At 56.8% G+C, this 21709-nt stretch carries 21 protein-coding genes; 14 read left to right on the top strand and 7 right to left on the bottom strand.

Annotated elements, in window-relative coordinates; all coding sequences use genetic code 11:
• Positions 1 to 39 precede the first annotated feature (39 nt).
• A complete protein-coding gene (locus tag H2Z33_RS20005; RefSeq protein WP_032634400.1) occupies positions 40 to 1545 on the top strand; it encodes a carboxylesterase/lipase family protein in 1506 nt (501 codons plus the stop codon).
• Here H2Z33_RS20005 and H2Z33_RS20000 read toward each other — a convergent pair.
• Positions 1532 to 2374 (bottom strand): LysR family transcriptional regulator, encoded by an 843-nt coding sequence (locus tag H2Z33_RS20000; RefSeq protein WP_015570561.1) that lies wholly within the window; start codon positions 2372 to 2374, stop codon positions 1532 to 1534. The genes H2Z33_RS20005 and H2Z33_RS20000 overlap by 14 nt on opposite strands.
• 113 nt (positions 2375 to 2487) lie before the next feature.
• Here H2Z33_RS20000 and H2Z33_RS19995 point away from each other — a divergent pair, with 113 nt between their 5' ends.
• The 4 genes from H2Z33_RS19995 (at position 2488) to rimL (ending at position 6962) form a co-directional block, all read left to right on the top strand.
• On the top strand, positions 2488 to 3657 hold the full coding sequence (locus tag H2Z33_RS19995) for a pyridoxal phosphate-dependent aminotransferase (RefSeq protein WP_063135148.1): 1170 nt from the start codon (positions 2488 to 2490) through the stop codon (positions 3655 to 3657).
• Between the two features lie 10 nt (positions 3658 to 3667).
• Complete coding sequence (locus H2Z33_RS19990) at positions 3668 to 4441, top strand: ABC transporter substrate-binding protein (protein WP_003857237.1); 774 nt, start codon at positions 3668 to 3670, stop codon at positions 4439 to 4441.
• 230 nt (positions 4442 to 4671) lie between these two features.
• Complete coding sequence (locus tag H2Z33_RS19985) at positions 4672 to 6327, top strand: glucan biosynthesis protein D (protein WP_017384001.1); 1656 nt, start codon at positions 4672 to 4674, stop codon at positions 6325 to 6327.
• 95 nt (positions 6328 to 6422) lie between these two features.
• Positions 6423 to 6962 carry a 50S ribosomal protein L7/L12-serine acetyltransferase gene (gene rimL / locus H2Z33_RS19980; RefSeq protein ID WP_032653529.1) on the top strand — a complete coding sequence of 180 codons (540 nt, stop codon included), beginning with the start codon at positions 6423 to 6425 and terminating at the stop codon, positions 6960 to 6962.
• Here rimL and ydcK read toward each other — a convergent pair.
• Positions 6957 to 7937, bottom strand: a complete 981-nt coding sequence (ydcK, locus tag H2Z33_RS19975; RefSeq protein WP_015570557.1) for a YdcK family protein — start codon at positions 7935 to 7937, stop codon at positions 6957 to 6959. The genes rimL and ydcK overlap by 6 nt on opposite strands.
• Positions 7938 to 8058: 121 nt before the next feature.
• Here ydcK and tehA point away from each other — a divergent pair, with 121 nt between their 5' ends.
• On the top strand, positions 8059 to 9054 hold the full coding sequence (tehA, locus tag H2Z33_RS19970; protein WP_033487936.1) for a dicarboxylate transporter/tellurite-resistance protein TehA: 996 nt from the start codon (positions 8059 to 8061) through the stop codon (positions 9052 to 9054).
• On the top strand, positions 9054 to 9647 hold the full coding sequence (gene tehB / locus H2Z33_RS19965; protein ID WP_015570555.1) for a tellurite resistance methyltransferase TehB: 594 nt from the start codon (positions 9054 to 9056) through the stop codon (positions 9645 to 9647). Before tehA ends, tehB begins: the two co-directional genes overlap by 1 nt.
• On the opposite strand, the gene pepT is transcribed toward tehB, so the two are convergent.
• Positions 9644 to 10873: a peptidase T gene (pepT, locus tag H2Z33_RS19960; RefSeq protein WP_015570554.1), complete on the bottom strand. Its 1230-nt coding sequence runs from the start codon at positions 10871 to 10873 to the stop codon at positions 9644 to 9646. The two genes, tehB and pepT, sit on opposite strands and share 4 nt — an antisense overlap.
• Positions 10874 to 10984: 111 nt before the next feature.
• Here pepT and H2Z33_RS19955 point away from each other — a divergent pair, with 111 nt between their 5' ends.
• Complete coding sequence (locus H2Z33_RS19955) at positions 10985 to 12580, top strand: ABC transporter substrate-binding protein (protein ID WP_063135149.1); 1596 nt, start codon at positions 10985 to 10987, stop codon at positions 12578 to 12580.
• Between the two features lie 134 nt (positions 12581 to 12714).
• The gene (locus H2Z33_RS19950) at positions 12715 to 13389 is read left to right on the top strand and encodes a DUF3313 domain-containing protein (protein WP_063135150.1); all 675 of its coding nucleotides are present in this window, start codon (positions 12715 to 12717) and stop codon (positions 13387 to 13389) included.
• Between the two features lie 33 nt (positions 13390 to 13422).
• Here H2Z33_RS19950 and H2Z33_RS19945 read toward each other — a convergent pair whose 3' ends face one another.
• The gene (locus H2Z33_RS19945; protein WP_023303719.1) at positions 13423 to 14319 is read right to left on the bottom strand and encodes a DMT family transporter; all 897 of its coding nucleotides are present in this window, start codon (positions 14317 to 14319) and stop codon (positions 13423 to 13425) included.
• 175 nt (positions 14320 to 14494) lie between these two features.
• On the opposite strand from H2Z33_RS19945, the gene H2Z33_RS19940 reads away from it, so the two are divergent.
• On the top strand, positions 14495 to 15367 hold the full coding sequence (locus tag H2Z33_RS19940) for a helix-turn-helix domain-containing protein (RefSeq protein WP_032648282.1): 873 nt from the start codon (positions 14495 to 14497) through the stop codon (positions 15365 to 15367).
• Here H2Z33_RS19940 and H2Z33_RS19935 read toward each other — a convergent pair.
• Entirely contained in the window at positions 15347 to 16513 is a 1167-nt protein-coding gene (locus H2Z33_RS19935; protein WP_063135151.1) for a benzoate/H(+) symporter BenE family transporter, read from the bottom strand. The genes H2Z33_RS19940 and H2Z33_RS19935 overlap by 21 nt on opposite strands.
• Before the next feature lie 92 nt (positions 16514 to 16605).
• Here H2Z33_RS19935 and H2Z33_RS19930 point away from each other — a divergent pair, with 92 nt between their 5' ends.
• Together H2Z33_RS19930 and H2Z33_RS19925 are read left to right on the top strand one after the other, a co-directional pair.
• Positions 16606 to 17133: a helix-turn-helix domain-containing protein gene (locus H2Z33_RS19930; protein ID WP_015570550.1), complete on the top strand. Its 528-nt coding sequence runs from the start codon at positions 16606 to 16608 to the stop codon at positions 17131 to 17133.
• Between the two features lie 80 nt (positions 17134 to 17213).
• On the top strand, positions 17214 to 19178 hold the full coding sequence (locus H2Z33_RS19925) for a peptidase U32 family protein (protein WP_063135152.1): 1965 nt from the start codon (positions 17214 to 17216) through the stop codon (positions 19176 to 19178).
• On the opposite strand, the gene H2Z33_RS19920 is transcribed toward H2Z33_RS19925, so the two are convergent.
• Entirely contained in the window at positions 19175 to 19408 is a 234-nt protein-coding gene (locus tag H2Z33_RS19920; protein ID WP_015570548.1) for a DUF2554 family protein, read from the bottom strand. The genes H2Z33_RS19925 and H2Z33_RS19920 overlap by 4 nt on opposite strands.
• Before the next feature lie 243 nt (positions 19409 to 19651).
• Between H2Z33_RS19920 and H2Z33_RS19915 the strand changes: the two genes are divergently transcribed.
• A complete protein-coding gene (locus H2Z33_RS19915; protein WP_015570547.1) occupies positions 19652 to 20014 on the top strand; it encodes a hypothetical protein in 363 nt (120 codons plus the stop codon).
• A gap of 147 nt (positions 20015 to 20161) precedes the next feature.
• Here H2Z33_RS19915 and ftrA read toward each other — a convergent pair whose 3' ends face one another.
• Complete coding sequence (ftrA, locus tag H2Z33_RS19910; RefSeq protein WP_063135153.1) at positions 20162 to 21160, bottom strand: transcriptional regulator FtrA; 999 nt, start codon at positions 21158 to 21160, stop codon at positions 20162 to 20164.
• A 73-nt stretch (positions 21161 to 21233) separates the two neighbouring features.
• Here ftrA and H2Z33_RS19905 point away from each other — a divergent pair, with 73 nt between their 5' ends.
• Positions 21234 to 21644 (top strand): rhodanese-like domain-containing protein, encoded by a 411-nt coding sequence (locus tag H2Z33_RS19905; protein WP_063135154.1) that lies wholly within the window; start codon positions 21234 to 21236, stop codon positions 21642 to 21644.
• Positions 21645 to 21709: the final 65 nt, after the last annotated feature.

Raw genomic sequence — 21709 nt, 5'->3', positions numbered from 1 at the left:
CGTTACTCTGCAAGGGTGTGATGGAAAAAGAAGGTTGGTATGGAAAATCCCTCCGCCCCTGTGGTTGAAACGCGCCAGGGCGCACTGATTGGTTTTACTGAAGGCGATACCCACGTGTGGTGCGGCATTCCCTATGCAGCACCGCCCGTAGGCCAGTGGCGCTGGCGCTCCCCGCGTCCTCCCGCGCGCTGGGATGGCGTACGTCCGGCGACGGCGTTCTCCGCCTCCAGCTGGCAGAGCAGCGAAAGCTGTCAGGAGCTGGGTGGCGGCGATCCCGGCCAGTTCTCTGAAGACTGCCTGTACCTTAACGTCTGGTCGCCAGTCGCACGCGCCGATCCGCTTCCGGTGATGGTCTGGCTGCACGGCGGAGGATTTACCCTCGGCGCTGGCGGGCTGCCTCCGTATAACGGCAGGGCGCTGGCGAAGCGCGGCACGGTGGTGGTGACGATCAATTACCGTCTCGGACACCTCGGCTTTTTTGCCCATCCGGCGCTGGAGGGGGAAGAAGAGCGCGTGGTGCATAACTTTGCGCTGCTCGATCAGATCCAGGCCCTGGAATGGGTGCGCGATAACATCGCCGCGTTCGGCGGCGATCCTGAGAACATCACCGTATTTGGCGAGTCGGCCGGCGCGCGCAGCGTGCTGTCGCTGATGGCCTCTCCGCTTGCGCGAGGACTGTTCCATAAAGCCATTGTGCAAAGCGGGTACACGCTGCCGGACACGCCACGCGAGCAGGCCATGCATAAAGGCGAAGCGATTGCCGCCCATTTCGGCCTGCAAAATGCCACCGCTGAACAGCTTCGCGCGATCCCGCCTGAGGCGTTCTGGCCACTGACCTCGCCGCTGAATATCGCCCCTGCGCCCATCGTGGGGGATTGCGTTTTGCCTGAGGCCATGCTCGACGTTTTCTTCGCGGCCCGCCAGCATCCTGTACCGGTGATGATTGGGTCAAACAGCGACGAAGCCAGCGTGATGTCGGTGTTCGGGGTCGATCTGGCCGGGCAGATCCAGAAGCTTCGCCGCGAGCGGCGCTTTGGCCTGGGGCTGATTAAGCTGCTTTATCCTGGCGTGAAGGGCGATGAGGAACTTGGCAGGCAGGTATGCCGCGACATGGCCTTCACCACTATGGGATACGTGGTGATGCAGGCGCAGCAGCGGGCGGGCGGCCTGTGCTGGCGATACTGGTTTGATTATGTGGCCGAAGCGGAGCACGCGACGTACATCAACGGCGCCTGGCACGGCAACGAAGTGCCCTACGTGTTCGATACCCTTGGACAGGTGGAACCCTCGCGGCAGTATGTAAATGAACGCGATCTGGCCTTCGCCGCTCAGGTGGCGGACTACTGGGTGAGCTTCGCCCGGGATGCGGGGGCACGCGATAGTCTGGCAGGGCCCACGCGCTGGCCCGCCTGCCGGAAAGGGCGGGACGTGCTGTTACGTATCGGTGTGAATAAACATGCAGGTTTTCGGCTTGAAAACCGCTTCATGCGTGCCCGAATGAGCCTCTTCAAACGGGTGATGAAACACCACGTCAGCCTCGACTGAGCAGACAGGCGCGAAACGCATCCAGCCCGTTTTCCGGGCCGGGTGCGTCGCGTAATACCAGCCGGTAGCTCGCCCCCGTCTTTATGCTTGTGTCAAAAGGCCGCATCAGCCGTCCGGCGCGCACGTCCTCCTCCACCAGCGTTTCATCCGCGATGGCGATGCCCAGCCCCTGAATGGCGGCGGTAATGGCCAGATCCATGGTTTCGAAGTGTTGATTTTTGAGCATAGCTGGCGGCGGACCCGGCTGTTTCGCCAGCCACAGCGTCCAGTCCGTTTTGTCCCGCGTGGGGTGAAGGAAGGTGAGAGTTTCCAGCGCAGAACCGGCCCGTACCGGGCTCATCACCGGGGTTAAGGCCTCTTCGAACAGCAGATCGCCGGCGCTCATGTGTGTCCCAAACACAATCGCCGCGTCACAGGATTCGGTTTTGAAATTGACGTTATGATCGGTGGTGGTGGTCAGCGCAATCTGGAGTTCCGGCTGTTCGCGCTCCACCTGTAGCAGCCGCGGCACCAGCCAGCGCATCGCGCAGGTAGGCGCTTTCAGACGAATAACGGTCTGGTGCGTTCGTGCCTGTTCAGCAACGTTCAGCAGGTGCTCAAACGCAGATTGCAGCTCCGGCAGCAGGGCGCTTCCCTGAGAGGAGAGACGCAGGCCGCGCGCATGGCGCTCGAACAGCGGGAAGCCGAACCAGCTTTCCAGCGAAGCGATTTTGCGGCTTACCGCCCCCTGCGTCAGACAAAGCTCCCTGGCGGCATGGGTTAGATTCAGGTGACGCGCGGTCACGATAAATGTCTCTACGGCATTGAGCGGAAATGATCGACGCGACATATCTCACCTTAGCTATGCGTTTTTGTCATGGCTATTATGACAACAATTCGATTGTCCCGGCAATGAAGTTGTTGTTTGAATAGTTATGCATTCACCACGAGAAGGGACAGAGGATGACTTTGAAAACGCCGGTGCAGACACGATCCAAATTGCCCGATGTGGGAACCACCATTTTTACCGTTATCGGCCAGCTTTCAGCCCGGCATAACGCCATCAACCTTTCTCAGGGTGCGCCGAATTTTTCCTGCGACCCAAAACTTATCACCGGCGTGACCCGCGCCATGGAGGCAGGGCATAACCAGTACGCCTCCATGACCGGGCTGCAACCGCTCAGGGAGCGCATTGCGGACAAAATTGCCTCGCTCTATGGCACACGCTATGACCCGGCGAGTGAGGTGCTGGTGACCGCCAGCGCCAGCGAAGGGCTTTACTCAGCCATCAGCGGGCTGGTTCATCCTGGGGATGAGGTGATCTATTTCGAGCCCTCCTTTGACAGCTATGCGCCGATTGTGCGTCTGCAAGGGGCGACGCCGATCGCCATTAAGCTGACGGTACCGGATTTTGCCGTGAACTGGGATGAAGTACGGGCGGCTATTACCCCGCGCACGCGGATGATCATCGTCAATACGCCGCACAACCCGAGCGGGCAGGTGTTTTCAGCCGCCGATCTGCACCAGCTGGCAGCGCTGACGCGCCACACCGACATCATCATTTTGTCTGACGAAGTGTACGAGCACGTCGTTTTTGATGGCGAACCGCACCACGGAATGGCGACGCACCCGCAGCTGGCGGAGCGCAGCGTGATTATTTCTTCTTTCGGAAAAACCTTTCACGTCACCGGCTGGCGCGTGGGTTATTGTGTGGCGCCCGCGGAGCTGATGGATGAGATATGTAAAGTCCATCAATTTTTAATGTTCTCGGCCGATACGCCGATGCAGTACGCGTTTGCCGAACACATGACCGATCCGCAAACCTGGCTGTCGCTGGCGGCGTTTTATCAGCGCAAGCGCGATCTGCTGCAAAGTTTGCTCGCCGACTCACCGTTCAGGCTGCTACCAAGTGCCGGTTCGTTCTTCCTGCTGGCGGATTACAGCGGCTTTAGCGACGAGCGCGACAGCGAGATGGTGAAAAGGCTGATTGTCGAGTACGGGGTTGCCACCATTCCGCTGTCGGCGTTTTATGCCGATGGCACGGACAATAAGTTAATCCGTCTCTCTTTTGCGAAAGATGAGGCGACGTTACGGGCAGGTGCCCAGGCCCTTTGTCGGGTTACACCACGTTAAGGAATTTGAAATGAAATTACGCGCGTTAGTTGTCGGCATGGGACTGTTGTGTTCATTCTCGTCGTTTGCCGCTACCGAGTTGCGATACGGGCTGGAAGCGGAATATCCGCCGTTTGAAAGCCGCAATGCGTCAGGGGAGCTGGAAGGGTTTGACGTAGAGCTGGGAAATGCCATCTGTAAAGCCGCCGCGCTGAAGTGCAGCTGGGTTGAAACCTCGTTTGATGCGTTGATCCCCGGTCTGGTGGCGAAAAAGTTCGACGCCATAAACTCGGCGATGAACATCACCGAACAGCGTCGCAAAAGCATTGATTTCACCCAGCCCATCTATCGCATTCCCTCCCAGCTGGTGGGCAAAGCCGGTTCTGCGGTAGAGGCTACCCCCGAAGGGCTGAAGGGCAAAACCATCGGCGTTCTTCAGGGTTCAATTCAGGAAACTTACGCCAAAGAGCACTGGGAAAAGCACGGTGTCACCGTGGTGTCTTATAAAGATCAGAATATGGCCTGGGGAGATCTGCTGAATGGCCGCATCGATGCCTCGCTGGTCATGTCAGCGGCCGGGCAGGCAGGTTTCCTCAGTAAGCCGCAGGGTAAAGGGTTTGGCTTTATCGGCAAACCGGTGTCGGACGACACCATCCTCGGCAGTGGGATCGGCTTTGGGCTGCGTAAGGGGGATGAGGCCACCAAAAAGCAGCTTGATGCCGCAATTGATAAAGTACGTGCCGATGGCACGATCGCTAAACTGGCTGATAAGTACTTCCCGGGTATCGATGTCAGCGTAAAATAACCGCCTCGTTGGTCCCGGCTGTTGATGTCCAGCCGGGACTCTTTTATACATAACTTTACCCCTTTTTCAGGCCGTTCTGGTCGACAGAAAATATTTCTCGGTTTGTTCAGATAATCACCCGCCAACAATTGGATTCTTAACCGTTTTTGTTTAGGCTGTGCGTTCTTTCTTGCCGTCATTTCGCTGCGCGCGAAACTCATTCACACGACCATAAGGACGTTTTCTCAGGCATGAATCGCAGACGTTTTCTCAAAGGTTCCCTGGCAATGGCTGCCCTGAGCGGCACTTCTGGCCTTGCTTCTCTGTTTTCCCAGGCGGCGTATGCTGCTGACTCCGACATTGCCGACGGTCAGAGCCGTCGCTTTGACTTCTCTGTTCTGCAATCCATGGCGCACGATCTGGCGAAAACCGCGTGGGGCGGTGCGCCGCGTCCGCTGCCGGAAACGCTGGCCACCATGACGCCGCAGGCGTACAACGCCATCCGTTACGATGAGAAGCAGTCGTTGTGGAATAACATTGAAGGCCGTCAGCTGGACGCCCAGTTCTTCCATATGGGGATGGGGTTCCGCCGCCGCGTGCGCATGTTCTCGCTGGATCAAACCACCTCTCAGGCGCGTGAGATCCACTTCCGGCCTGAGCTGTTCAGCTACGGCGATACGGGCGTGGATACCCGCCAGCTTGAAGGGCAGAGCGACCTCGGCTTCGCCGGATTCCGCGTCTTTAAAGCGCCGGAGCTGGCGCGACGCGATATCGTTTCGTTCCTGGGCGCGAGCTACTTCCGCGCGGTGGATGATACCTACCAGTACGGCCTCTCTGCGCGTGGTCTGGCGGTGGATACCTTTACCGACACCCCGGAAGAGTTCCCGGATTTCACCTCCTTCTGGTTTGAAACCGTGAAGCCGGGTGATACCACCTTTACCGTCTATGCGCTGCTGGACAGCCCGAGCATTACCGGTGCCTATAAGTTTGTGATCCACTGTGAGAAGAGCCAGGTGATCATGGACGTCGAAAACCATCTCTATGCGCGCAAAGACATCAAGCAGCTCGGCATCTCGCCAATGACCAGCATGTTTAGCTGCGGCAACAACGAACGCCGCATGTGCGACACCATTCATCCGCAGATCCACGATTCAGACCGCCTGGCGATGTGGCGCGGTAACGGGGAGTGGATCTGCCGGCCGCTGAACAACCCGCAAAAGCTGCAATTTAACGCCTACCTGGATAAAAACCCGAAGGGTTTTGGTTTGTTGCAGCTTGACCGTGACTTCTCTCATTACCAGGACGTCATGGGCTGGTATAACAAGCGACCAAGCCTGTGGGTCGAGCCGCGCAACAACTGGGGGAAAGGTTCCATTGCCCTGATGGAGATCCCGACAACCGGCGAGACGCTCGATAACGTGGTCTGCTTCTGGCAGCCAGAGAAACCGGTGCAGGCGGGTGATGAGCTGGACTTCAAATACCGTCTCTACTGGAGCGCGCAGCCGCCGGTGCGTTCCCCGCTGGCAAACGTCTACGCCACCCGTACCGGTATGGGAGGCTTCCCGGAGGGCTGGGCGCCGGGTGAAAATTACCCGAAAGTGTGGGCCCGTCGCTTTGCCATTGATTTCGTCGGGGGCGATCTGAAGGCCGCCGCACCGAAGGGCATTGAGCCGGTGATCACCCTGTCCAGCGGTGAAGCGAAGCAGGTGGAGATACTCTATGTCGAACCGTTCGACGGGTATCGCATTCTGTTTGACTGGTATCCAACCTCTGACTCCACCGAGCCGGTGGATATGCGCCTGTTCCTGCGCTGTCAGGGCGATGCCATCAGCGAGACCTGGCTGTATCAGTACTTCCCGCCCGCGCCGGACAAACGTAACTACGTTGACGACCGGATCATGCGCTAGTCCTTATGGGTCTGTGCCGGGTGGCGACCCGGCCTGCTCTTGACGCATTTGTAGGCCGGGTAAGCGTTAGCGCCACCCGGCAATTAAGAGGCACCATGTCTTCAGAAATCATCCCCGTTAACCAGGAAATCGAGCTTCGCGCCGTCGAAGAGCGCTATACCACCGATCTGCATAACCTCGTAATCAAAAACAAAACCTGGCTGCAAACCGCCTTTGACTGGGCGCAGCATGTCGGCAGCGAAGAGGACACGCGCCGCAACGTGCAGAGCAACCAGATGTTGCACCAGCGCGGTTACGCCAAAATGTTCCTGATTTTTATGAATGACGAATTGGTGGGCGTGCTCTCCTTCAACGCGATCGAGCCTGCGAATAAGGCCGGGTATATCGGCTACTGGCTTGACGAGGCGCATCAGGGGCAGGGTATTCTTTCTCAGGCGCTCCAGGCGTTTATGCGCTATTACGTTGAGCGCGGCGAGATCCGCCGTTTTGTGATCAAGTGTCGCGTGGATAACCAGAGCAGTAACCGGGTGGCGCAGCGCAACGGTTTCACGCTGGAAGGTTGTTTGCGGGAAGCGGAAATGCTCAACGGTCGCTACGATGACGTGAACCTGTACGCCAGAATCTTCCCGCTATAGCGCCCCCAGCAGCGGCGTCCGGGTGATCCGCGTGTCGCCGTTGATCACTTTGGCTCCCCGGACGTGAATGCTTTCACCCTCCAGCGCCTCGATAACCGCATCGTCCGTTATTTCCACCTGATGCTCAATCAGGACATCGCCGCTGATACGCGCCCGCCCCTGAATGACCACTTTGTCATCAATCAGGATCGGCCCGCCGCGTAACCACGCCTCGCCGCCTATTAATACGTGGTGTTTAATGACGCAGTTGCCTTCGACGAGGGCGTTTTCCGCGACCTGTGAACTGTACCGCACGGTCGGGATGGCATCATCCTCCAGACCGGCCAGCAGACGGGCGTTGCCGTACACTTTGGCGCAGTCGCACACCCAGACGTTATTCAGCGCGTTGCCCTCAATAATGGCGCGATCGAACACCTCGGCGCGGTGCTCAACAAAGGCCCAGGTCACCATGGCATCGCCGTAGATTTGCGCCTGATGCACAATACGCGACTGGCTGACCGTGGCTCTGTCATAGATTTGCAGGATCTGCTCACGGTCGGGTGTCAGCCCTTTGGCTGCAATCACCAGGCTGTTATGCAGCACCCGCGCGTCACCCGCGATACGGCATTCCCCGCGTACGGTGGAGTGCTGAATGGTGACGTTGTCACTTATTGCCGCCCCATGACTCACCTCTGCCGCGTCAAGCCAGCCGTTGCCGCCAACGTGTGCGCGGTGGCTTACGATGCAGGGTTGGGTGAGGCGGGCGTTACCGGATATTCTGGCCCCGGCAAATACCACGCTGTTTTCATCGTAAACCCAGCAATCCCCGTCCTGGGCGAGCGCGTGTTCATCCTCAACCCAACCGCCTTTAGTCCCGCTGGTCACATCGTTAAAATCCTTCACGGCAATAATTTGTCTGAGAGGCGTTGTGCACGGCGTTGATCCGTCCTGCCAGCGCCAGAGACGCGTTTCATTGCTAAGCCGATATTTTGTCATCGTGTTATCCCTGAAAAGCCTTTCAATAAACGTAGCAAAGTTTTGGTTTTTCGAAGTGCTGGCGTCCGCTCAGGAAACCCCTTAAAATGGCATTTAAAATACATTTTAAACTTTAAAAAAAATGCATAACCAAAACCAACGCGTTCTTAACTTGCCCGCCGGGTATTTCGGTATGGTCCTCGGGACCATAGGCATGGGGTTCGCCTGGCGTTACGCCGGCACCATCTGGCCGGTGACGCGCTGGCCGGGCGAGATCCTGGTGGCGCTGGCGGTGGCGATCTGGTTCCTTCTAGGCGTGGCGTTTCTTACCCGTGCGGTACGGTTTCCACATAGCGTGCTGGCCGAGATGCGGCATCCGGTAATGAGCAGTTTTGTCAGCCTGTTTCCTGCCACAACGCTGCTGGTGGCCATCGGCTTTGTGCCGTGGTATCGCCCGCTGGCGCTGGGGTTGTTTAGCGTGGGCGTGGTGATCCAGCTTGCGTATGCCGCCTGGCAAAGCGCCGGGCTGTGGCGCGGCAAGCATCCGGAAGAGGCCACGACGCCGGGACTGTATCTGCCGACGGTAGCGAACAATTTTATCAGCGCGATGGCCTGCGGTGCGCTAGGCTTCCACGACGCGGGGCTGGTGTTCCTTGGTGCCGGGGTCTTTTCCTGGCTGAGCCTGGAGCCGGTCATTTTGCAACGCCTGCGCAGCGCGGGCGAACTGCCCGCTGCCCTTCGTACCTCGCTCGGGATCCAGCTTGCGCCTGCCCTGGTGGCCTGTAGCGCCTGGTTTAGCGTCAACGGCGGCGAAGCGGACACCTTCGCCAAAATGCTTTTCGGCTATGGCCTGTTGCAACTCCTGTTTATGCTGCGTCTGATGCCGTGGTATCTGTCGCAGCCGTTTAACGCGTCGTTCTGGAGCTTCTCGTTCGGGGTGTCGGCGCTGGCGACCACCGGTTTACATCTGGGGCAGAGCAGTCCGTCAGGGTTCTTTCATGCCCTCGCGGTTCCCCTGTTTATTTTCACCAACGTCATCATCGCGATGCTGCTGGTCCGTACTTTTATCTTGCTGATGCAGGGCAAACTTCTGGTGCGCGCTGATAAGGCACTGCTTATGCAATCTGAGGAAAAATAATGACTGTCGATGAAAACTACTTTACTGAGAAATATGGGCTGACCCGCACGCACTCAGAGGTGCTGCTCAGCGCGGACATTGTTAAGCCCGGTAAAACGCTCGATCTGGGTTGCGGAAATGGCCGCAACAGCCTCTACCTCGCGGCTAACGGCTATGACGTGACGGCGTGGGATAAAAACCCGATGAGCATCGATAACATCGAGCGCATTAAGGCGGCGGAAGGGATCGCGAATCTGGAAACGGCGATTAAGGATCTGAACAACCTGACCTTTGACGGCGAATACGACTTTATTCTTTCCACCGTCGTGTTGATGTTCCTCGAAGCGAATACCATCCCTGGTCTTATCGCCAATATGCAGCGTTGCACCAGACCAGGCGGCTATAACCTGATCGTTGCTGCCATGGATACGGAGGATTATCCGTGCACAGTCGGCTTCCCGTTTGCCTTCAAAACCGGTGAACTGAGCAACTACTACGAAGGCTGGGAGCTGATCAAGTACAACGAAGAGGTAGGGGAACTCCACCGTACCGATGCCAACGGGAACCGTATCAAGCTGCGCTTCGCTACCATGCTCGCACGCAAGCCCGCTTAACGCGCCGCCAGCAGACAGAGTTGCAGGGCAGTGCGACAGGAGGCCTCGAACGACGACAGCGGTAAAAACTCAAACTTCGAGTGGAAGTTATGGGCGCCGGTGAAGAAGTTCGGGGTGAGCAGGCCTTTGGCTGACAGGGCCGCTCCATCCGTGCCACCGCGCATGGGGATCGGTTTTGGGGTGATGCCGAGCGACTCCATCGCCTCGAACATCAGGTCGATCGCGCGGCGGTCTTCGCCAATCGCATTGCTGATATTGCTGTAGGTATCCTCAATGCGGTATTCCACGTTTGCCGTGGGATGCTGCGCGGCTATTTGCGCCGCCACATCGGCAATGTGCTGCTTGCGGGCGGCGAAACCATCTTTGTCAAAATCACGAATATTGGCTTTCAGTATCGCTTCGTTCTGCCCGGCCTGGATGCCATTAAACCAGATATAACCTTCGCGCCCCTCGGTGCATTCCGGGGTTTGCCGGCGATCGAAATGGCTGATGAAATCCGTTGCCATCAGCAGCGGATTGACCAGCACCCCTTTGGCGGACATCGGGTGAGCCGTGACGCCGGTAAAGCGAATTTCAGCCGCCGCCGCGTTAAAGTTCTCGTAAACAATCTCCCCCAGCTCGCAGCAGTCGATGGTCCAGGCAAAATCGACGTCGAAGCGCTTCAAATCCAGCGCTTTCGCGCCACACAGGCCAATCTCTTCATCGGGCACAAACGCCACCACAATATCGCCATGCTTATGTTCAGCGGTGAGGTTTTCCAGCACCGTCATGACCACGGTGACGGCCGCTTTATTATCTGCGCCTAATACGCTGGTTCCGTCGCTGAAAATAATCTCCTCATCAGGATAAGCCAGAATTTCCGGGTGCTCATTTACGCGCAGCCAAATATCTTTCTCTTTATTCAGGCAGAGATCATCCCCCGTAAACGTTAATATTTGTGGATGAATATCCGGGGATAAACCGACGTCGACGGTGTCGATATGGGTAATAAAACCAATCCGCGGCGCGCCGGGAACATTGCCTTTTTTCACGGCGGTAACGGTGGCGAACTCATCTATCACAATATCGTCTAACCCCAGCGTTTCCAGCTCCTTCGCCAGCTCCCGCGCCATGTCGTGCTGGCCCGGGGTGGAGGGCAGGGTTTTGACTTTCGGGTCGCTCTGGCTGGTGATGGCGAGATAGCGGAAAAAGCGTTGGGTTAATTGTCTGGAGAGTTCTGAGCCCATAGTGTTTCCTTCTGTATTTATTTTTCATGTGTTTGCGCCATCACTTTAATGTTATTTATGAAATGGCAAAAGAAGTAATTAGCCGTCGAATTAAAAAGACAGGAATAAATGATGAAAAGCACATTCACAATGATAACGCTGGCGCTTGCTGCGCTGACGGTCAGTTCCACCGTCGCGGCAAAAACGCTGGTGTATTGCTCCGAAGGATCGCCGGAAAATTTCAATCCTCAGCTCTATACGTCGGGGACCAGCGTGGACGCCAGCGCCGTACCGGTTTATAACCGTCTGGTCGATTTCAAACCGGGCACTACCGAACTGGTGCCGAGCCTGGCGGAAAGCTGGGAGGTAAGCGACGATGGCAAGATCTATACCTTCCACCTGCGCAAGGGGGTGAAATTCCACAGTAATAAGCTGTTCACGCCGACGCGCGACTTCAACGCGGACGACGTGATTTTCTCGTTTATGCGCCAGAAGGATGTGAATCATCCCTACCATAACGTCTCCAACGGCAGTTATTCCAACTTCGAAAGTCTGGAGTTAGGCAGTCTGATTACCGCCATTGATAAAGTTGACGATCGCACCGTGCGCTTCACCCTGGCGCATCCGGAAGCGCCGTTTGTCGCTGATCTGGCGTGGTACTTTGCCTCCATTCTGTCGGCGGAGTATGCCGATGCCATGCTGAAAGCGGGCACGCCAGAAAAGGTCGATATGCAGCCGATTGGCACCGGGCCGTTTAAGCTGGCGCAATATCAGAAGGATTCCCGCATCCTCTTCACCGCTTTCCCTGACTACTGGCAGGGAAAATCGAAGCTGGATCGTCTGGTGTTCACCATCACGCCGGACGCCTCGGTGCGTTTTGCCAAAGTCGAGAAGAATGAGTGCCAGGTGATGCCGTTCCCGAATCCGGCGGACCTGCCGCGTATGAAGGCTAACAAAGACATCAACCTGATGAGCAAGGCCGGTCTGAATACCGGTTTCCTGGCGTTTAACACGCAAAAGCCGCCGCTGGATAACGTAAAAGTGCGCCAGGCGCTGGCGATGGCGATTAACAAACCGGCCATCATTGAGGCGGTGTTCCACGGCACCGGCACGGCGGCGAAAAACCTGCTGCCGCCTGGCGTCTGGAGTGCCGACAGCGAGCTGAAAGACTATGATTACGATCCAGAAAAAGCGAAAGCGCTGCTAAAGGAGGCGGGATTTGCCAACGGCGTAAGCATCGATCTGTGGGCCATGCCCGTGCAGCGGCCGTATAACCCGAACGCGAAGCGTATGGCGGAGATGATCCAGGCGGACTGGGCGAAAGTGGGCGTGCAGACCAAAATCGTGACCTACGAATGGGGCGAATACCTGAAGCGCGTGAAGGGCGGGGAGCATCAGGCCGCACTGATGGGCTGGACAACGGCGACGGGCGATCCGGATAACTTCTTCGGCCCGCTGTTTACCTGTACGTCCGCCAACGGCGGGTCGAACTCGGCCAAATGGTGCTATAAGCCGTTTGATAACCTGATTGCCGAAGCTAAATCGATAACCGATCGCGAAAAACGCGTGGCGCTGTACAAGCAGGCGCAGCAGATGATGCACGATCAAATGCCGGCGGTAATGATTGCCCACTCGACGATTTTTGAGCCAGTCCGTAAAGAGGTCACGGGCTATGAAATCGATCCCTTCGGCAAGCACCTGTTCTGGCAAGTGGACCTTAAGGAGTAATTTTTCACTGCCCGGTTTCGGTCGGGCAGTTTTTTCGCTATTTGTGCTGTCTTCGTCATTTTTTGCCACAACACATCGCCCGGTTTTTTGTTATAACTTCAAGTGCATACTTGCAGATAACATGGAATACCATCATGCGTACTCACACTTTTTTTAAAGTTGCAGTGCTTTCTGGTCTGTTGGCCCTTTCCGGCTGTGCGTCAAAAGTCGCAGCCCCCGATCAATATTCAGGCTTTTTAAAAGATTACTCCGGCTTGCAGGAGATGAAATCTGCAACCGGGAAGCCAACCCTGCGTTGGGTTGACCCGTCCTATAATGAGGCGAATTACGACAGCATTATCTGGACGCCGATAACCTATTATCCGACGCCAAAACCGACCACTCAGCTTGGGCAAAAAACGCTTGATGAGCTGTTGAATTATACCAATACCAAACTGAAAACCGCGATTGGCCAGCGTAAGCCGATTGTGACGACGCCGGGCAAACATAGCCTGATCTTCCGCGGCGCCATCACGGGTGTGAGCTCAGACAAAGAAGGTTTGCAGTTCTATGAAGTGGTGCCTGTGGCGCTGCTGGTTGCGGGTACGCAGATGGCAACGGGCCATCGTACCATGGATACGCATCTGTTCTTCGAAGGTGAGTTAATCGATGCGGCCACGAACAAACCAGTGATTAAGGTTGTTCGTAAGGGTGAAGGGAAAGAGCTGGCGAACGAGAATACGCCAATGGGCTTCGGCACCCTGAAGCAGGTTGTGGATGACATGGCGACGGATGCCACCATGTTTGATGTTTATCAGACAGCAAATTAATAAAAAATGGCCTGCATTTTCGCAGGCCGTTTTTTATGCCGTCCGCAGGCGGCGGAACCAGGTTTCCGGCTTCGTAAACATCACCATATTCCCGCCCAGTATCAACAGCAGGCCGACGATCCCGTTGAGATGCCATACATAACCCTCGTACACCGTTGAAATCGACAGCGCCACCAGCGGGAACAGCAGCGTGCTGTACGCGGCTTTACCGGGACCAATGCGGCCTACCAGCGTAAAGTAGGCGCCGAAGGCAATCACCGAGCCAAACAGCGCAAGATAGAGCAGCGCCCCCATATAGCTCACCGTCCATTCCGGCATAAAGCTATCGCCCCTGAAGAGCGCGATAAGGCCCATCACGACGGTGCCGTACAGCATCGCCCAGGCGTTGGTGGTCATAGTTTCCAGCCCGTTTCGCTGATGACGCATGCTGATCATATTCCCCAGCGAGAAGCCGTAGGTGCCGAGGGCGGAAAGCCCGATGCCCGTAAGCAACGACGCGCTCCAGCCGCTGGCGAGCAGATCGTTCCAGAAAAGGGTAATGATCCCGATAAGCCCCAGCGCTGCCGCCGTCCAGAAGCGTGCGGGTGGGCGCTGGCCGAAGAAGATAAAGCTGTTGATGGCGTTATACAGTACGGCCATCGAGAAAATCACCGACTCAAGGCCGGTATTGATATGGGCGGCGGCGGTGTAAAAGCACCAGAAGTTGAAACAGAAAACGCAGCAGCCCTGAAGCATGCAGTAGAGATGATCCCGCAGCGCCAGCCTGCGCAGGCGGCGAAGGGCGACCAGGACGATCATCATCGTGGCGCTGGCCACGGCGAAGCGCCAGAAAATGGAGACCGGCGCTGCAACCGGCCCCTGTTGTAAAAAAATGGCGATCCAGGTCGTGCCCCAGATCACAACGACCAGCCCATAGAGTAATGCGTTCATGGTGTCTCTCTTCTCATACCGCGAAAAACGACATTGTGGCGAAAGAAGGGGGGGGCCGGCTTTCATCGTCTTGCGCCGGACTTGCAAATTCTTGCGCTTTTTTCTCGCACAATGGCTGGTAACAGGCTGCAACACTTCTTAGACTGACAGTCTGATTAATCACCTGTTTACGGCCATGTCTCTCGTTTACGACACCTTTGAAACGTTACGCCAACAAAATGCAGTGCTGCGGGAAACCGTCGCGCTCAATACTGGCATTCAACTGGCGGCGTGGTACAACAAGCACGACACGATCACGGTGAAAAGCAACCATCACACCCTTAGCCTGTACGTGGCGGATGGCTATGAAAGCTATCAAAAAACGCCGTGTGGCTGGAAAAATGGCGGCGGGCCGGACCGTTTTTGTCTGATGCCGGAAGAGAGCGAATCCACGTGGGATATTCGTGACGACCTGTCGTTTGTGCACCTCTACTGCACCGATGAACACCTGCGGGACGTGGGGGAGAAAATCTGGGATAAACGACCGCTATCGCTGACGCTGGAGGAAAAAATCTTCGGCAGCGATCCGAAAATCACCGCCCTTTATCGCCAGTTTTTGCTCGGCTGCGACTGGCAGCAAAACGCCAATCAGCTCACCCTGAGCACCGCGTCGACCTTATTGCTGACGCATTTGGTCCAGCACTACTCCAGCGTACAGTGGAAGCTGCCGGTAGTGACCGGCGGGTTATCACCGTTTGTGCTGCGCAACGTGCTGGCCTTTATCGAGGAAAACCTGGCGCAACCCTTAACCCTGGCGGAACTGGCGGGCCAGGCCGCACTCAGCGAGTATCACTTTGCGCGGATGTTCCGCCAGTCGATGGGGCTGGCGCCGCATCAGTACGTTATGCAGCGCCGCATGGAGAAGGCCAAAGCGCTGGTGCAGCACACGACCACGCCGCTCACCGACATCGCGCTGGCCTGTGGATTTAACTCCGCCAGCCATTTCAGTAACCGTTTTCGCAGCATGACCGGCATCACGCCGTCACAGCTACGCGCGGCGAAGGCGTGAGAAGACGGTGTAACAGATCCCTCCCAGCACCAGCCCCCAGAAGGCGGAGCCAATTCCCAGGAGCGTGACGCCGCTGGCGGTCATCAGGAAGGTAACGATCGCCGCGTCGCGTTCTGCTTCATGGTTCAGTGCCTGATACAAACTCCCGCTGATAGTGCCGAGCAGGGCCAGCCCGGCCAGCGTCTGGATGCCGCTCAGCGGCAGGGCGGCCATCAGGCCGGAAATCGACCCGCCGAACACCCCCGCCAGCAGATAAAACCCGCCTGCCGCCGCCGCGGCCAGCCAGCGTTTACTGGCATCCGGATGGGCGTCCGGGCTCTGGCAGATGGCGGCAGTGATGGCGGCGATGCATATAGAATAAACGCCGAAGGGGGACAACAGCAGTGCCAGCCCGCCGGTGGCAACGATCAGCGGTGAGACCGCCAGCGGATAGCCCGATGCCTGCATGGTGGCGAAGCCGGGCGCATTCTGCGACGCCATGGTCACCAGGAAGAAGGGTAAGCCGATGCTGAGCAGGCTGGTGAAGGTGAACGCAGGGGCAATGAATTCCGGCATGATGACTGATAACGTCATCCTGTTCGTGACAACGTCACCTCCGGCCCATGCCACGAACACGCCCACCAGCAGCGTGGCGACAATGGCGTACCGGGGCGCTACGGCTTTGGTCATCAGCCAGGCGGCCAGCATACTGCCGCAAAGAAAAATGTGTCCCTCAAGATTGCTGAATGCCTTCAGGCCAAACTGTAACAGCACGCCCGCCAGCATAGCGGCGGCAAGCGAGTGCGGGATTAGTTTCATCAACCGGGCAAACAGGCCGGTGACGCCGCACAGCAGAATCAGCGCATTCGCGAATATAAATACCCCGATGGTTTCCGCCAGCGTCACGCCTTGCAGGCTGGTGGCGAGCAGCGCCGCGCCGGGAGTCGACCAGGCGGTCAGCACGGGGGCTTTATACCACCACGACAATGCCAGCGTGCTGATCCCCATCCCGAGCCCCAGCGCGGTCATCCATCCGGCAATTTGCTGTGTACTGGCGCCAGCCGCCGCAGCCGCCTGCCAGATAATGGCGGCAGAGCTGGCATAGCCCACCAGAACGGCAACAAAACCGGCCAGCACGGCAGGAAAGAGAGAGGCAGTCGATCGCATGGATACTCCGTTGTGCGTTATAACGTCCGGGATAAGGTATCACTGTGCGCTATAGCGTACAAGTGGTATGCTTTGCCGCAACGGGAGGAACTATGGATATCACTCAACACCTGGCAACCACACTGAAAGCGCTGCGTCAGGCACGGGGCTGGAGCCTGTCGAAACTGGCGGAAGAGACGGGCGTGTCGAAAGCGATGCTTGGGCAAATCGAACGCAATGAGTCCAGCCCGACGGTCTCTACTTTGTGGAAAATCGCCACCGGGCTGAACGTACCTTTTTCGGCGTTTATCACTCCAGAAAGCGAACCGCAGGCGGTGTTCGATCCGCAGCAGCAGGCGATGGTGGTGAAACCGCTTTTCCCCTGGGATGAACAGCTTAAGTTCGACCATTTCTCCATCACCCTGTCGCCCGGCGCGCTGAGTGAGTCCACGCCGCACGAAGCCGGGGTGATCGAGCACGTGGTGGTGATAAGCGGTGAGCTGGACATGCAGATTGACGGTGTCTGGCGCACGCTATACGCTGATTCCGGCGTGCGTTTTGCCGGCGATAAACCGCACGCGTACCGCAACAGCAGCGCCCGGACGGTGCATTTTCACTCTCTGATCCATTATCCCCGCTAAAGCGTCGCAAAACGGTTTCACTGGCACAGACTTCTGACTACAATAGCCGCCATTTTGACCATAACGGATAACGACGAAGTATGCGCCTGCACTCCCATCATCTTGAACTGCTAAGCCCGGCCCGCGACGCCGCCATTGCCCGTGAAGCAATTCTTCACGGAGCAGATGCCGTCTACATTGGCGGCCCTGGCTTCGGTGCCCGTCATAACGCCAGCAACAGCCTGCGCGACATTGCCGAGCTGGTCCCGTTCGCCCACCGTTTCGGGGCGAAGGTGTTCGTGACCCTGAACACCATTCTTCATGATGATGAGCTTGAGCCCGCGCAGCGTCTTATTACCGATCTCTACCAGACCGGCGTTGACGCCCTGATCGTTCAGGATATGGGCGTTCTGGAACTGGATATCCCGCCGATTGAGCTGCACGCCAGCACCCAGTGCGATATCCGCACCGTTGAGAGGGCGAAGTTTCTTTCGGACGTCGGGTTTACGCAGATTGTTCTGGCGCGCGAGCTGAACCTGAACCAAATCCGCGATATCCACCAGGCGACCGACGCGACCATTGAATTCTTTATCCACGGTGCGCTGTGTGTGGCGTATTCCGGGCAGTGTAATATCTCTCACGCCCAGACGGGGCGCAGCGCTAACCGGGGCGACTGCTCTCAGGCCTGCCGTCTGCCTTATACCCTGAAAGACGATCAGGGCCGCGTGGTGGCATTCGAAAAACACCTGCTGTCGATGAAAGATAACGATCAGACGGCCAACCTCGGCGCGCTGATCGATGCCGGTGTACGCTCCTTCAAAATTGAAGGGCGCTACAAGGACATGAGCTACGTGAAAAATATCACCGCCCATTATCGTCAGATGCTGGATGCCATCATCGACGATCGCGGTGACCTGGCGCGCGCGTCCGCCGGTCGTACAGAGCATTTCTTTATTCCGTCGACGGACAAGACCTTCCACCGCGGCAGCACGGACTATTTCGTGAATGCCCGTAAAGGGGATATTGGCGCGTTCGATTCACCGAAGTTTATCGGTTTACCGGTGGGTGAAGTGCTGAAAGTGGCGAAAGATCATCTTGACGTTCAGGTTACAGAGCCGCTGGCGAACGGCGATGGTCTCAACGTGATGATCAAACGTGAAGTAGTGGGTTTCCGCGCCAATACGGTGGAGAAAACCGGCGAAAATCGCTATCGCGTCTGGCCGAACGAAATGCCTGCCGATCTCTACAAAGCCCGTCCTAATGCAGCGCTTAACCGTAACCTGGATCACAACTGGCAGCAGGCCCTGCTCAAGACCTCCAGCGAGCGCCGCATTGCGGTGGATATCGCGCTGGGGGGCTGGGAAGAGCAGCTGATCCTGACCATGACCTGCGAAGACGGTATCAGCGTGACGCATACGCTCGACGGCGTGTTCGAGGTGGCGAACAATGCGGAGAAAGCGCTTGGCAACCTCAAGGATGGCGTGGCGAAGCTGGGGCAGACCATTTATTACGCGCGCAATATTGAGGTGAATCTGCCGGACGCGCTGTTCGTGCCGAACAGCCTGCTGAACCAGTTCCGCCGTGAAACGGCAGAGATGCTGGATGAAGCACGGCTGGCAAACTATCCGCGCGGCAGCCGTAAGGCCGAAACGGTGCCTGCGCCGGTCTACCCGGACACGCATCTCTCGTTCCTCGCGAACGTTTACAACCACAAAGCGCGTGCGTTTTACCATCGTCACGGCGTGCAGCTGATTGACGCCGCGTATGAAGCGCATGAAGAGAAGGGCGATGTGCCGGTGATGATCACCAAACACTGCCTGCGGTTTGCCTTTAACCTTTGTCCGAAACAGGCGAAAGGCAATATTAAAAGCTGGAAAGCGACGCCGATGCAGCTGGTGAATGGCGATGAAGTGCTGACGCTGAAGTTTGACTGCCGTCCGTGTGAAATGCACGTTATCGGCAAGATGAAGAATCACATCTTCAAAATGCCGCCGCCGGGAAGCATTGTGGCCTCCGTCAGCCCTGACGATTTGATGAAGACCCTGCCGAAGCGTAAAGGCAGCTAACCCGCAGAGTGGGTATCCGGTTTGCGCGATTTCTGCCAGGCATGGTGCTCGCGCAACCCCTCCGCAGACTCCTCAGCCGCGCTGCGTAACTCGTCGCTGTCAGCTTCATGACGAAGCTGATGGTCGGCGTTTTTCACATACACAAATTCATGCCCTTTGTGCTCCGCCATAATCTGCCCTGAGAACAGGGCGCTAATCACCAGTAGTAGCGAAAATTCTTTTCTGAACATCCTTTATCCCCTGAAAATACGCTACGGTCATCGTAGGGATAATTTCATAGAGTAATTATTCGACTGTTTAAATTTGAGAAAATAGACTGTCAAAAATTGTGGTCGCAATAAAACTCACTTAAGACTATTCTTAAAAGCAATATCGCCGTTGTAAACTCCCATTTCTGGTATGCAAAGAGAAGCTAGATTTATTGGGAAATCATTTACAATAAGATTTTTCTGGCTAAGGATTGGATCGAATAAATGAAAAAAATAATCGTGCTATCACTTCTGGGCGTAGTGGTTGCGGTGGGTGCTGCGGCCAGCATCTATTCAAATGAAGAACCAGAATATATTCAGTCAGCAAAAAGCCGTGTCGGATCGTATTTAACCAGCGATTACGGACGTGTCGAATGTAATAGCACCCAGGTAAGTGAAGATCGCTGGGAGCTGGGCTGTACCAATAAGGCGAGGGGCAAAACCTTCCAGTTCGCCGTTTACCCATCCGAGCAGGCGCCGTATGGGGTCTCTCGTGCGTTTTATCTCGAAGCGATTAATGATGATGCCCGCCAGAGTGCAGAGCAGGGGCTGATGCGTTATCTGCAAATTAATACCAAAGCGGGTTAATCGATTCGTTTATGCTTCGTTGAGGCTCACAGTGGTAGATTGCAGATGATCCACATCCCGGTATGGAATACCGGAGCGTAGATACCAAAATACAAATCTATCCATGCAAGCATTTACCGCCAGATTATGGCGGTTTTTTTTGCCCGTTTATCGTACCGGCTGTGAAAATTGTTTGCGATATTGCGCGGGCGAAAGCGCAAATTGCTGCCGGAAATGGTGGCGCAGCGTGCCGCTTTGTCCAAAACCGGTTTGTTCCGCGATATTGTCGATGCTGAGCCGACTGTTTTCGAGGTAATCTTTTGCCCGCTGCAATCGTGCAGTTAATAACCAGCGCGCGGGCGTTGTTCCGGTCGCGTCCTGGAAACGGCGCAGAAAGGTGCGCTGACTCATACCCACCCGCAGGGCCAGCGATTCGACGGTATGGGAAACGGCCAGATGCTGGTGAAGATAATCAAACAGCTGGCCCAGGCGCTGGCTCTCCCGCAACTGAGCCACCGGTCGGCTAAGCTGCTGGGTTTGCGAGCCGTCCCGATGAGGCGGGATCACCAGCCGACGCGCCACGCGGTTTGCCGCTTCAATACCGTAATTCCGGCGCACCACATGCAGACACAGATCAATCCCCGCGGCGCTGCCTGCGGAAGTGAGAATATCGCCTTCGTCCTGGTACAGCACATCCTCAACCACGGTGATAGCGGGATAGTGTGCTTTCAGAGCTTGCGTGTAGCGCCAGTGGGTGGTTGCCTTCCGCCCGTCAAGCAGGCCTGAGGCTGCCAGAACGAAAACGCCAGAACAGATTGAGAGTAGCTGGCAGCCGCGGGCATGCGCCGCACGGAGCGCCTGGCAGAGCGCGTCGGGTACGGGTTCGTCCAGCCCTCGCCAGCCGGGTACGACAACCAGATCCGCCGTCTCCAGCAGACGCAGATCGCCATCGGCCAGAATACGGATCCCGCCCGTTGCCCGGAGCTCACCCTCATCCACGCTCGCCACGGCGAACTGATACCAGTCCTCGCCCATCTCCGGGCGCGGCAAGCCAAAGATCTCTACCGCCACGCCAAACTCAAAGGTACATAAACCGTCATATGCCAGCACGACCGCGCGCGGCGAGGGATGTCTTAAGTTTGTCATCTTTTTGCTGTTTTCTGGCATAGGCGGACGCATTCATGGGCTGAATTAAGGGATAAAGTAGTGTTAACACAAACACCACAAATGAGGAAGATTCATGAGCTATGTTACTGAATTTCCGGCTGCTGAGCCGCAGGAAGCCGTGGGGAATTTCCTGCGTCGTCTGAGCGTCGAGACGGACTGCGCCGATGTCCATCACGCGGTATCCAGCGGTGAGCAGGACTTTGTTCTGCTGCACGTTGTCGGAAAACCTGAACATTTTGCCCGGCGGCATCTGCCCGGCGCGCTGCATTTACCCTGGAGCCAGATCACCGCCGAGCGGATGAAAGCGTGGCCAGAGGGCACGCTGTTTGTCGTCTATTGTGCAGGCCCGCACTGCAACGGGTCGGACAGGGCGGCGCTGAAGCTGGCGCGTCTGGGTCTGCCGGTCAAGATTATGCTCGGGGGCATCGCCGGCTGGAAAGATGAGCGGTTCGCGTTTGCAGGATCTTCATCACCCGCCCTGTGAACATGAATTTATTTCAACACAGATGAAATTTTCTCGTTTGTCGGCGGCGAGCCGGTATGACATCT

It is taken from the genome of Enterobacter sp. YSU, assembly GCF_016082135.1.
Taxonomy (GTDB): domain Bacteria; phylum Pseudomonadota; class Gammaproteobacteria; order Enterobacterales; family Enterobacteriaceae; genus Enterobacter; species Enterobacter hormaechei_C.
Note: the sequence above shows the minus strand (reverse complement) of the source record. Positions and strands in the feature narration are given on the sequence as shown.